General features: G+C 56.2%; 11 protein-coding genes. 2 read left to right on the forward strand and 9 right to left on the reverse strand.

From position 1 onward, the window contains the following. Window positions 1-66: 66 nt before the first annotated feature. From H3028_RS20455 to H3028_RS20495, 9 genes are all read right to left on the reverse strand, one after another. The gene (locus H3028_RS20455) at window positions 67-819 is read right to left on the reverse strand and encodes a 2-keto-4-pentenoate hydratase (protein ID WP_181299043.1); all 753 of its coding nucleotides are present in this window, start codon (window positions 817-819) and stop codon (window positions 67-69) included. Further along, window positions 816-2,255, reverse strand: coding sequence for a dihydropyrimidinase (gene hydA, locus H3028_RS20460; RefSeq protein ID WP_181299044.1), 1,440 nt, complete (start codon window positions 2,253-2,255; stop codon window positions 816-818). Before hydA ends, H3028_RS20455 begins: the two co-directional genes overlap by 4 nt. Window positions 2,256-2,407: 152 nt before the next feature. Then, the gene (locus H3028_RS20465) at window positions 2,408-3,169 is read right to left on the reverse strand and encodes an SDR family NAD(P)-dependent oxidoreductase (protein ID WP_181299045.1); all 762 of its coding nucleotides are present in this window, start codon (window positions 3,167-3,169) and stop codon (window positions 2,408-2,410) included. Between the two features lie 9 nt (window positions 3,170-3,178). After that, entirely contained in the window at window positions 3,179-4,087 is a 909-nt protein-coding gene (locus tag H3028_RS20470; protein ID WP_181299046.1) for an allantoinase PuuE, read from the reverse strand. A 195-nt stretch (window positions 4,088-4,282) separates the two neighbouring features. Next, on the reverse strand, window positions 4,283-5,224 hold the full coding sequence (locus H3028_RS20475; RefSeq protein WP_181299047.1) for an NAD(P)-dependent oxidoreductase: 942 nt from the start codon (window positions 5,222-5,224) through the stop codon (window positions 4,283-4,285). Next, window positions 5,221-6,879 carry an ABC transporter ATP-binding protein gene (locus tag H3028_RS20480; RefSeq protein ID WP_219920316.1) on the reverse strand — a complete coding sequence of 553 codons (1,659 nt, stop codon included), beginning with the start codon at window positions 6,877-6,879 and terminating at the stop codon, window positions 5,221-5,223. Before H3028_RS20480 ends, H3028_RS20475 begins: the two co-directional genes overlap by 4 nt. Further along, a complete protein-coding gene (locus tag H3028_RS20485) occupies window positions 6,876-7,721 on the reverse strand; it encodes an ABC transporter permease (protein WP_181299048.1) in 846 nt (281 codons plus the stop codon). Before H3028_RS20485 ends, H3028_RS20480 begins: the two co-directional genes overlap by 4 nt. Further along, the gene (locus H3028_RS20490; RefSeq protein WP_258237874.1) at window positions 7,718-8,758 is read right to left on the reverse strand and encodes an ABC transporter permease; all 1,041 of its coding nucleotides are present in this window, start codon (window positions 8,756-8,758) and stop codon (window positions 7,718-7,720) included. Before H3028_RS20490 ends, H3028_RS20485 begins: the two co-directional genes overlap by 4 nt. 63 nt (window positions 8,759-8,821) lie before the next feature. Further along, window positions 8,822-10,420, reverse strand: coding sequence for an ABC transporter substrate-binding protein (locus tag H3028_RS20495; protein WP_258237875.1), 1,599 nt, complete (start codon window positions 10,418-10,420; stop codon window positions 8,822-8,824). Between the two features lie 441 nt (window positions 10,421-10,861). Here H3028_RS20495 and H3028_RS20500 point away from each other — a divergent pair, with 441 nt between their 5' ends. Continuing rightward, window positions 10,862-11,593 (forward strand): GntR family transcriptional regulator, encoded by a 732-nt coding sequence (locus H3028_RS20500; RefSeq protein WP_309109577.1) that lies wholly within the window; start codon window positions 10,862-10,864, stop codon window positions 11,591-11,593. Window positions 11,594-12,434: 841 nt separating this feature from the next. Then, a complete protein-coding gene (locus H3028_RS20505; protein WP_181299051.1) occupies window positions 12,435-12,827 on the forward strand; it encodes a hypothetical protein in 393 nt (130 codons plus the stop codon). Window positions 12,828-12,885: the final 58 nt, after the last annotated feature.

A 12,885-nucleotide genomic window follows, 5' to 3' on the forward strand; every position in this document is an offset into this window, starting at 1 on the left:
CGTTTTTACACACTCTGGGCCAGAAGCGGCCGGAGCTGTAAGCTCTCTCGGAACAGCTTCACATCGTCAGGTCAGTAGTGTGACTTTTCCAAATTTGCCAAAGCCGACTTCAATACGCTGCCCCCAGCTAGCCCAGTAGATGCCCGTCCAACTGCCAGTGGCAATCAGGTCGCCGGCACGCAAAGGCGTATTTTGTTCGGCAGCATGTCGGGCCAGCCAGGGTAACGAGGCCAGCGGATTGACGAAGGGATGCGAGCCGGTCGCAGCGAGCTGTTTGTGACCATTTACCTCCAACACGACCGATTGCCGTGTCCACTCCGGGAGATCCACCAGCAGCACAGGCTCGCCCAGAATTAGTGCGCGGTTGAGCTGCTGATCGGCCAACCGCAGCAGCGGATCGGCCCTGGCGCCTCCCTCCAGGCGGGTGTCACACAGTTCGATTGCGGGCAGCCAAGCGTCGATGGCAGCACGAATCTCGACTAGGTCCGGCGTATCTGATAGGTCCCGTCCCAGCCGGATCGCCAGTTCGCCTTCGATCCCCAGCCCCACGGCATAACGCGCAGGAACCTGCCACCCCGATGAGTAGATCGCGTTGGCCGGTGTGGCGGCACAGCTGGCAAGTCCGCCGGGCGCGCCGCCGAGCTTCCAAGCGCATGGGCGGGTGCCGCCAAACCAGCCTAGACTTTCGGCGACCAGCCGTTGTACTGCATAGGCAGCATCCGCGTCCGGCAGTGAAAGCCCTGCCAAAGGCTGCCGCCGACCGCTGTGCCAGCCGTCGATCAGTCGTTCGGCCACGGATTTGATTAGCGTCTCGCTCATAGCGGGATTTCCGTCTCGCGGCGACGTGGCTTCGCCGGGTCTGGCCGAGCACAAGGCAGGAACTGGCCTCGGCCCGAGCCACCGCGCGGTATTTCGCCATCCCACACGACGTCGCCACGCGATAGTGTCATTGCTGGCCAGGCGCTGAGATGCATCCCTGCGTAGGGGGTGTAATCGACATTGTGGTGCAGGCGATCATTGTCCAGGTGGAAGGTTTGGCCTTCGTCCCAGATTACCAGGTCTGCATCCGAACCGATCGCGATGCTGCCCTTGCGCGGATACAAACCATATAGCTTGGCGGCATTGGTCGAGGTGAGGGCTACGAAGCTCTGGGGAGTGATTCGCCCGGTGCGTACGCCTTCGGACCAGAGCAGGGCCATGCGCGTTTCGATACCGGGAATACCGTTAGCGACTTTGTCGAAGGACACTTGCTCGCCGTGTGCTTTCTTGCCGTCCGGGCCATCGTAGTGGAAGGGGGCGTGATCCGAGGAGAACACCTCGAATGAACCGTTTTCCAGCCCGTCCCATATAACCTGTTGGTTGGCCTTGTCCCGCGGCGGCGGGCTGCAGATGCACTTTGCGCCCTCGAAGCTATCGTCGCAACCCAGCGAGTCGGCGGTGAGAAATAGGTACTGCGGACAGGTTTCGGCGTACACCTTAAGACCGTTGCTTTGCGCCCAGCGAATCTGTTCGACGGCCTCTCGCCCAGAAACGTGGACGATCAGTATTGGCACGTCGACCAGTTCCGCCAGGGCAATGGCGCGGTGCGTCGCCTCACGTTCTACTAGCATCGGCCGCGAGGTCGCGTGGTAGCGCGGCGCGGTGTGGCCGGCGGCGAGCAGGCGCTCGGTGAGCCAGGCGATGCAGTCGGCGTTCTCCGCATGCAGCATGACCATCGCACCTTCGCTGCGGGCGACCGACAGGGTATCCAGAATCTCGCGGTCGCTGAGTTTCAGGGCGTCGTAGGTCATGTAGATCTTGAAAGAGGTGTAACCCTCAGCGATCAGAGCCGGCAGCTCGTCGCGCAGGACTTCCGGCGTCGGGTCGGTTACGATCATGTGGAAGGCATAGTCGATTACCGGCTTCTGACCGACGCGGCGGTGATAGTCCTCCACGGCGGCGCGCAGGCTCTTGCCTTTTTGCTGACAAGCAAACGGGATCACCGTGGTGGTGCCGCCGCAGGCTGCGGAGATGGTGCCGCTGAGAAAGTCGTCGGCCATGATCGAACCGTCTCCGGTAGGCTGGTCCAGGTGCACATGACTGTCTATTCCTCCTGGCGTCACATGACGGCCTTTGGCGTCGATTTCCTTGATGCCAGTCGGCAGGTCAATTCCCAGCGCCGCGATGCGCCCATCGCGAATGCCGATGTCGCTGGTGAAGGTGTCTGCCGCGGTGACTACGCGGGCATTGCGGATGACTGTGTCGAATGTATTCATTCAAGTCCCTAAAATTTTGACCGGCCTCGCCGGTAATGGCGTGGGCAAACTCGATTCCATAATGTTGGAACGGAAGTCTTCCCGTGCGCCGTTGCGCCATGCGGCCCGCCAAGAGTTACCGCATGGTGCTACTCATGTACTGACATAAGAATTCAAAGCATCACATCGCCACCATTTGGTGACAGTGTCTGGCCGGCATAGAACGCGCCCGCCCTTGATGCCAGAAGGAGGGCAGTTGGGGCTATTTCGGCTACATGCCCGAATCGTCCGATTGGCAATTGCGCCTTCTTGGTTTCAAGCCATTCCTTGCTATGGTTGCGCAGAAGTTCGGTGTCTACCGGGCCAGGGGCAATGGCGTTCACCATCACGTTGTATGGCGCCCCTTCATAGGCGAGCGCTCGCGTGAAGCCCACGACCCCAGCTTTAGCCGCGCAATAGTGGGCAAGGCCGGGTGCGCCTTTATAGGCCAATTGAGACGCGACGTTGATGATGCGGCCATAGTTGCGCGAAACCATCGCTGCGAAGAAGGCTCTCGTGACTAACATGGTTCCGCGGAGATTCACTCCAACGATTCGATCCCAATCGCTGTCGTCGGTCGTCGAGAACGGGCGGTCGCCGCCGCCTAAACCTGCAGAGTTGACGACGATATCAACACTGCCCATCCGCCCCTGCGCCCATTCTGCGAAGGCCGCTACCGCTGCGGGGTCAGATACGTCGCATTCGGCGGAATGAAGCTCAAGACCTTTGGTTTTCATCCGATCCTTGAAACTCTCCGCGTTGGCGTGGTCACCGAGATGGCAGATCGCAACCTCTGCCCCGTGCTCCAGGAAGAGTTCCGCTATCGCACCGCCAATACCTCGGCTACCGCCTGTCACAACAGCCTTGTGACCCGTCAGATCAAATACATTACCCATGATGCATCCTTAATTGTGTGGTGCGGGATGAACGCTCATCCAGTGCTTGGCAACATCAATGCGCCGCGTGATCCAGACGTCGGGGAAGGTTGAGACATAGTCGAGAAAACGCTCGAGCGCTGCTGCTCGGGCTGGGTGGCCCACAAGTCTCAGGTGAAGCCCGACAGACATCATCTTGGGTTGAGCTCGACCCTCTTTGTAGAGCATGTCGAATGCATCCTTGAGAAAGGAAAACCATTGCTGCCCGGTACTTACGCCTGCGGCAAACTGCCCGTCGTTATTGGTCAAAGAGTAAGGAACAACGAGATGCGGTTTTCCGCAGACTTGTGACCAGAACGGTAGCTCGTCTCCGTAATAATCCGAGTCATAGAGAAACCCACCTTCCTCCACGAGCAGACGCCGTGTATTGATGCTTGGCGAGTAACGGCAATACCAGCCTTGAGGACGAGTACCGATTGTTCGCTCAAGAGAATCAATAGCGCGGCGGATATGCTCTCTCTCTTCCTGCTCGGATAGCTGGTAATGCTTGATCCATCGCCAGCCGTGCGAACAAACATCGAAGCCCGATTGCCTGATGGCTGCGCAGGCATCCGCATTCCGCTCAAGTGCGAGTGCGCATCCGAATACTGTTGCCATCATCGAACGCTCCTGAAAGAGCCGCATGACCCTCCAAAAGCCGACGCGACTTCCATACTCGAATAAGCTCTCGGCCGCGAGGTCACGGCCCTGGACGCCGGTGTTAAGTCCGCTGCTTTCGGTAAACCAGGTTTCGGTGGAGCTCTCACCGTCTTGTATCGATGGCTCCGACCCTTCCTCATAATTGAGGACGAAATTCAAAGCGAGCCGTGCGCCGCCAGGCCATTTGGGGTCTGGTGGATTGCGGCCGTAGCCGACGTAATCTCTTTCAGAATCGTTCATGCGCGCGATACCTGGTTAAGGTTGAGATCGTGGCCGATTTCACACAGACGAGGGTTTCGTCGTCGAGCATGTAAAGTCGGTAATGGGTTTGGGTTGCCCGCTGTGCCAGCGATGAGTCGCCCGAACGCAGGCTTTAAAACGTATGTGCATTGGGTTCGATCTGCGGTCCGGCTCTAGCCTGCGCTCTTGAAAGAATCAGCAAGAATCCTTTCTCTGAGCCATCGCGATCCAGGTCGCGTAGGAGCGTAGGCCTTGCTCAAGAGCAATCTTGGGCTCGTATCCAAGATCTCGCCGCGCGGCTTCAATGCTGAATTTTTCCTGGAATTCATCGACTGGATCCGGGCCAGGCTGCAACTCGATGACAGCATCCGTGAACACGGCGCGCACCAAGGCTGCGACTTGCTCGAGCGTCGTTCGGGTGCCTCCCGTGACGTTGTACGTCGGCCTTGGCAAGGTAGGAGCATCTAGTGCCTTCACCAGCCCATCAACCGCATCGTCGACATGGATAAATTGGCGAGGAAAGTCCGAACCGAAAGGCATCCTGGTGGGGCGCTTCGCAAGGGCATCCTCAATCATGGTGCGGATGACGCAGGGAGTGGTCCGACCAGGTCCGTATACCCAAGAGAGCCGAATGCTCGCAGCGGAAAGTCCGTACTGATTGGCGTAGGCAGTGGTTATATATTCAGAGGCGACTTTACTGGCGCCGTAGAGGCTGGCTGGCCTAAGCACGCTGTCTTCCATAACGGGCGGCAATCCGGTAACGCCATAGGCGCTAGTCGAGGAGCAGTACACAAACCTTCGAGCTGTATGAATGCGCGCAAGCTCAAGCATGTTGGCAGTGCCAACGATGTTCACTTGGACCATTGAATAGGGCGCATCTCGTGCAACCATCGGGCCCGAATAAGCGCCACAGTGCACGACCGAATCGATACCCTGTTGAGCTATTGCGTGTAGTCGGTGCACGTCACCCAGGTCGCATTCCTGGATCTCGACTCCCTCTTCAGTTACCGAAGAAAACCGGTCGATTGCCAGAACGGAGCGCTGCTGTTCGGACAGGCGGCGCACTAACTGGCGGCCTACAAGCCCTCCCGCACCGGTCACGAGGATCGGTTTTTCCGACGAGCGATTGTGGTTCATAGTTCCTCCGCGATCTGGACGCTACGAGCCTCTACGCCGGGCCGAATCTCGATGGGGAGCTCCGCATTCAGAAGCTTGCGTGTGTAAGATTCTCTCGGGTTAGAGAAAATCTGCTCGGTCGGGCCTTGCTCGACGATTTTTCCATGACGCATTACCGCGACGTAATGGGCCAGTGATCGAACAGAGTTAAGGTCATGAGTGATGAACAGGGCGGATAGCCCCATGCGCTCTTGAAGATCGCGCACCAAGTCGATGATCTGGGCTCGTACGCGGATGTCTAGAGCAGTCGTCGGCTCGTCGAAAATTACAAAATCAGGACGGACGGCTAAAGCTCTGGCGACGCCGACGCGCTTCTGTTCGCCGGCCGTCAGCTCGTGCGGATAAACCTCTGCCTTCGATCTGGCTATGCCGACCAGATCCAGCAATTCCAGCACACGCATCGCTTTTTGCGAGCGCGTCAACGGCTCTCCAAGGTTTAGGGGCTCGGCCACCAGATCGCGAACTCGCCACCTCGGGTTCAGGGCCACGTAGGGCTCCTGGAAGACCATCTGCATACGACGGCGCACCGCCATGAATTGCTTGTCTGAGTATGTTGAAGTCTCGGTGCCGTCGAACCGGATTGATCCTGAATCGGGCTGCAACAAGCGAACAAGGCATTGCCCCATGGTCGTCTTGCCGGATCCGCTTTCGCCGACAAGCGCCAGCGTCTCACCACGTCGGATCGAAAGGGACACGTGGTCGACCGCACGAACCACGTCCGATGTCCCCTTGATATGGAATGTCTTCACGAGATCTGTAACCTCGAGCAACGGTGCTGCATCCACCTCGCTATGCACATGCTTAGCGCCCATAGGAAGCGGCCTGACTTTCGCAGCTTCGAGTAGCTCGCGGCTATAGGGGTGTTTCGGGCCGTCGGTCAGGAATGAGCGGATACTTTCGAGCTCCAGTAACTGCCCTGACCTCATGATCCCTACGCGATCGCAATAGCTCGCTACCATGCCGAGATCATGAGTAATCAACACGACAGCCAGCCCGAGCTCGCGGCCTTTCTGCACCAACAAGTCCAGCACTTGCAACTGTATGGTTGCGTCCAGGCCTAGTGTTGCGTCATCGGCAAGCAGTATTTTCGGCTGCGCGATCAGCGCCATGGCAATTACCACGCGCTGCGCCATGCCACCTGAGAGTTCATGTGGATAGGCATGGGCTCTTCGCTCGGGATTAACAATCCCCACCTGTTCGAACAGGCGGATCGATTCACGCCAAGCTTCTGCTTTACCAATGCCTCGGTGCGCGCGCAGAACTCTAGCGATCTGCTCGCCAACCTTTACCACCGGGTCTAAAAGAGACTTGGCATTTGTGCCGATGAGCGCGACCTCACCCCCGCGAAATCCTCGTTTCTGCTCCTCAGTCATCTTGGAAATCGATTGACCGTTCACCAAGACTTCGCCATCGGTGATGCGTGCCTCTGCGGGGAGCATATCGATAATGGCTCTTGCCAGTAGGGACTTACCCGCGCCCGTCTCGCCCACGATTCCCAGGATCTCGCCTTTGCTTAACGTAAAGCTTACGTCACTCAATGCGGGCGGCTTTGCAGGGTTGGCAAAGCAGACGGAAAGATTGCGTACGTCGAGCAGCAGTTCCTTGGCATCCATCATGAGATGCTCCTGTTCTGTGGGTCGAATATTTGCTTCGCAGCGTCTCCGAGCAAGGCGAAAGTAAGTACCGAAAAGACAATGGCTAGACCGGGAAACAAAGCAACCCACCAGATTCCGAGAATCATATGCTGAGCACCGTTGCTCACCATGAGCCCCCATTCCGGCGTTGGCATCCTTACCCCGGCGCCGACGAAGGAGAGACCCGCTGTCAGCAAAATGGCCATACCGATACTGATCGAGATTTGTACAATCGCGGGGGTAAGCGCATTGGGCAGGATGTGTTTGAACATGATCGTTTGGTCTGTCGCACCACTGCACCGCGCGGCCGCAATGAAAGGGCGGTCACGAAGTGACAAAACCTCTGCGCGGATCAAACGAGCGAAGACCGGTGTGAAAAGAACGGCCAGGACGATCGCAACGTTCCAGATCTCCTGGCCCATTACCGACACCAGTACCATGCCTAGGACGAACACCGGGAACGACTGCACGAAGTCAAATATGCGCATCGCTAACGAGCTGATCCAGCCCTTGTAGTATCCGATGGCAAGGCCAATCGGAACGCCGATAATGAATGCGATCGCAACAGCCGTTACGCTAATTAGCAAATTGATGCGAGTAGCGAAAACAACGCGAGAGAAGATATCCATGCCCGATACGTCAGTGCCAAACAGGTGCTGCAGGGATGGTTCTTTAAGCGCGTTGATTGGGTTTGCATCTACAGGCGAATACGGTGCGATCCAGGGAGCGAACACAATCGCCAGGAATTGCATTGCGAGCAATAACAATCCGATCGTCAAGGTTGCCTTCGCCGGGGCTCTGCGGGGTCCAGGAAATATTTTCATACTTCAATCCTCGGGTCGGCGATGCCATAGAGGACATCCACCACCGTGTAAACAATAAGGATGAATGCGGCCGCCACCAGGACGAATCCTTGCAATGCTGGATAGTCACTGTTCATTACAGCGGAGACGGCGTACTGCCCAAGGCCGCCCCAGGCGAAGATCGTTTCTACAAGTACAGCGGCGCCTAGCAGGAAGCCAAAGAGGAACCCGACCATCGTGATGATCGGCGGCAGGCTATTGCGCAACGCAATACGAACTAGCTTCCACTCGGATAATCCACTTGCACGTGCGTGCCGGATGTATTCGCTGCGATAGCTGTCTGCGAAGACCATCTGCGTCATCTTCATCAACGCGCCTGCATTGACAGTGGCCAACGTAAGCACAGGCAGAAACAGCCGACCCACTGCAGAGGCAAACGCCTCGGTGTCGCCTGCTAACAACGTATCTATAGTCAGGAAGCCGGTAACAGGAGGAGGGGCTGAAATTATCGGGTCCAGGCGACCGAATGGTGCAGGGGCGATGCCGGCAACATAAAAGAGGAAGTAGATGAGCAATAGTCCGACCCAGAAGTCAGGCACCGCACCCGCGGCAAGCCCATATACTTTGCTGAACTTGCTCACCAGCCCCTTGGGCTTGATTACAGAAACTACCGCGAGCGTGACGGCGATAATAATGGTTACCAGCATCGCATAAGTAATCAGCTCAAGCGTTGCTGGAACCCGGTCGAGCAGGTCTAACGCCACCGGGTTGGAGGTGAACATGGATGTTCCAAGATCACCTTGGATAACCGTTGACAGATAACTGGTGAACTGCGTCCAGACACTGGCATTCAGTCCGAGTTTATCTCGCAGGCTCTCGATCTGATCGGGAGTGGCCATGTTGCCAAGCATTAGCAGGGCAGGGTCGCCCGGTAATAGGCGGATAAGCAGAAATGTTGCGAGCAGAACGCCGAACATCTGCGGAACGAGTATGCCTATTCTCCCCAAGACGATGCGTAGCGGGCGCGGTAGTGACCTTAGCAACATGCCGAATTTCATAGGGTTGTCCTTGTAATCGCGCGAAGCGTGAGGGCACAAGTATCTGTGCCCCCTTTGGCCTTCTCACTCTTTGTAGAAGTCGTACCAGCTGTTGCTGTTTGGTGTGTACCAGCTAAAGCCGGCCACGTTGGCTCGGGTGGCGAGTTGATAACCAGGGTTCATCAGGAATATCCAAGGCGCTTGATCCATGACTATCTGCTGGACACGCTTCATGCCGGCATCACGCTTCGCTTCATCGGTACTGGACAATGCCTCGTTGATGAGTTGGTCGACCTCCTCGCTGCTGAACTTTGGATAATTGATAAGCGAGGCGCTGTTTAACCAGAGGTTTGCGACGTATGCTGCATCGGGGACAATGGCCATGTCGCGGTAGAAGTACATGGGGATTGTTCCAGTCGAGTACTTTTCTACGAGGGTGGAAGCCGGTAACTTTACGAGCTCCAAGTCGACGTTCGCACGGGCGAAGGCGGTTTTCAGAATTACAGCTATTTCTTCCTCGATCTGATCACCGGTGCGGTAACCGAGTTGAGTTTTGAAGCCTGATTCTTGTCCCGCTTCTTTAAGTAAGGTTTTTGCCTTTTCGACGTCCTGTTCATATTCAAAGTACTCGTCGGTGTAGGACGGGTAGATCTCCGAGATAGGACTTTTGGTCTGGCGTGCTTTACCGTAATAGACGGCCTTCAAAATGTCTTCACGCGGTACTAGATAGTTCAACGCCTTCCGGACCTTGGGGTTGTCGAACGGCGGTGTCGTATTGTTCATCTCCACGCGCTGGATGTAGTTGCCGAACACCTGCCAGATCTTTAACTGGGGGTTCTTCTCCAGCATGGTGAGCTCTCGCGGAGAAAGCCATTCCGCTACGTCGATCGCGCCGGCCTGAAGCGCGGCTAGCCGATTGGCAGAGGTCGGCATCTCGCGAAAAATGACTTTTTCGAGGCGTGGCGCTCCGCGGTAGTAGTTAGGGTTGGCCTCATAAACGACCTCTTGTCCGGAACGAAACTTAGTCACTTGATATGGGGCGAACGAAGCAGAGTGGGTCGAGAGCCAACTGGAAGCCCAGGGGTCATCGTCAGTGACATGCTGCTTGACAGTTTCAGCGTCCAAAATACCTAGGTCATTGTTGACCCAGATCCGTTCGATCAGCGGCGAGGTATTAGGTACGGTGACCTTAACCGTCATGTCATCGATCTTTTTGAATGCGTCGTTGTAATTGTGGATGCCTAGAATCTGGCCCATATACCAGCGGAAGTTGGCGTTCTTGTTCCAGCCGCGCTCGAACGACCACATGACATCGTCAGCGGTGAGCGTATTGCCTGCGGGGCTTTTAACCCCCTCACGCAGGTGAAAGACGATGCTCGTCATATCGTCAGAGACTTCCCAGCTTTCAGCTAAGGCACCGACGAGCTTGTCAAAATTCTCGGTCTGAACGCCGTCCATTTTTTTTGATTCATAGGCCAACAAGCGCTCGTAGATATTCCTTTTGGCCTCGTGAGTCGCTTCAGTTGGCGGATATTCCTGGTCGAGCGATTCTGGAGTTCGCGGCCCCGCCACTACCAGGATCGAATTTCTCTCCTGAGCAAGCGCGTCCGGAACTACCGTCATGCTGAGGAGCGAAAAAAACGTAAGGGCAACGGCAGTGGGCCTCTTGAAGAGGTGCATCATTTTATTTTTCATTCCGTATGTCACTTCGCTGGTGGTTTAGATTAAGCCTTCAAAAAAGCTGTCGCGCCTTGCACGTAACCGCTGCAAGACATCGTTGGCTCCTCGGTAGCGCGTCAAGCCATCGGTAATGGAGGCTAGTTCACAAATAAAATTGTGGCAAAAAAAATATGGTTTTGTCGCAATGAAAAGCAAGCGCTGTGCCAGTGATGTGTCATACCGCTTTAACGATGCCGCCAGCTGCAATGCGCCGAAAACCGCTACAGCATGGGCTTCTGAGCATTTTTGCAACGAGCTAGATCGATTGTGCACCGCTGAAACGCCGCATGTACTTGGTGCGAAAAAGGCTAACCAGTGGTAAGTTTTAGCAAGGGAATGGGAAATTTCGATGATTTTGTGACAATCTTTCCCAGAACATGCCACTCATTACTGAGGATATCTCTCGTGCTTACCGAAGGAAGCTCGCCGACAGGCCCCCGCAAAGCTCGTAGCACGGGCCAGATTCCTGCTACCGCAGACAAGCGAGACAGCATCTATGAACGCATCCTTAATGCGGTGATGGAACACCGTTTGATGCCGGGTACTAAATTGGTTGAGGAGAAGCTCGCACGCGTTTTCGAGGTGAATCGCACACGCGTACGCGAAGTACTGGCGCGACTCGCATATGAGGGTGTAGTTACCACCATCCCCAACCGTGGTGCTTATGTTGCTAGCCCCTCCGTTGAGGAGGCTAGGCACGTTTTTGAAGCGCGCCGTATTCTTGAGCCCGCACTAATTCGCGCTCTTGTTGCCAAGGCTGATGGCAGTACATTCAGACGGCTGTATGAGCATGTGGCCCTAGAGCGGGCAGCCCGTGGGGATGGCGACAAGCGCGCAATAATTCGCTTATCCGGGGAATTTCATATGCTGATCGCACAAATGGTTGGTAGTCCGCCATTGATTCGGCTCATGCGTGAACTGGCGTCCCTGACTTGCTTGACTATTTTGCTCTATGATTCGCCCAACGTTCCGGCCTGCCCCAATCATGAGCACACCGACATCATCGCAGCGATGGAAGAGGGGAATTCCGATAGAGCTATTGCGTTGATGCTAGATCATCTTGATCACATTGAGTCCACGTTGGATCTTTCGCTTCCCGAGGACTCGGAAGCGGATCTCGAGGCCATCTTCGGATGAGTCAAACAAGCTGCGCTCTTGATGACTCAGATCCGTTACAGTGAGAGGCTGCGTGTCGCTACCGCTGGACGCAAGTTCTGTTCGTAGCGAAGCGCTCGCTGCAATCACGCGACACGCTGTGCTCCTCGCAGGACTGCGGGATTTGCTCAGATTTCAATCAATATCGCTTCCTGCCGATAGCCGCCAGTCTTGATCGCCTGCTCCGGCCAGAGCCTGAGCTGTGGTAGATGCGATGAAGCACCCTAATGAGACGCACAGCAGATACGGACTGATCGTCGTTGAAGACGAACCAAACTACTCGTTCAACTCCACTGCCCAATCCTATGCTTTCGAGATCACCCTCACGGGCGGCTCGATATCGTCAGCTCCGAGCATATTGAAGCAATAGATTTCAATCAGTCGGTCTACCGGTTTGACTACGTGACAGGAACGTTGCTTCCCTAGATGTCCATGAGCGACAGCTGATGGCCAGGAGCCGTCGGCCGAGACAGGTGAATGTTGGCCAAAGGATCCGTCACAGAGATGACTTCCTTGATCTTAGGTAGGCCCGTGAATCAACCCTGGTTCAGGCGAGGACGACGTTGTCACACAGCCTGGTCCCAAAGTGAGCAGGGTGAGAGGGGGCACCGGCGGAACTCCAGGTGCTGAGCAGGCGCGGTGGCCGTCGGAGCGCGCGCTCGAACCATCATAAACGGCACATCAGCCGCTTAAGCGCGACAGGCGGAAATTGTCGTCCCCATGTTCCAGATGAAGTTTTACCCCCTGTAACGAGCAACAGAGCGCCGGTAGGCCGTCGATCGGGGTAATCTTTGCGCCTGCACCAGATCGCAAAGGACAATGCATGCCTCCGCGCACGACCGAACAATCCGCCATCATCCGCTTCTGGCATACGGTTGAGCTTCTCAATCCGGAGTCGGTACCGAAGCTGACACCAAGCCGCACACCTGGCTCCGTATTCATCCACGAGATTCCCTGCAGCACGGCCGGAGCTCTGGTACTGGCCTGGTCCACGCAGAGTCCAGTAGCAAAGCGGAAGATCGCCCAAGGCAAGCGCTGGAGCCATCAGATCTACGGACGTTGCTTCGATTACCGAGAGATCGTTAAGCTGCTCGAGGCTAAGTATCAGCCAATAACGCACTTTGTAAGGTCGACGCACGGTTTGATGGCAATGGCAGTGTGGTATATGCATCGGACGACTTTTTTAGATTGCATGCAACGTAAAGGCGAAGGGTGACTCCTTTACCAAAGGGTCCCCGCGCAGTGGATGACATACGCCGGGCATGGAGCTGCGC

This window comes from Pseudomonas sp. Q2-TVG4-2, from assembly GCF_013620795.1.
Taxonomy (GTDB): Bacteria; Pseudomonadota; Gammaproteobacteria; order Pseudomonadales; family Pseudomonadaceae; genus Stutzerimonas.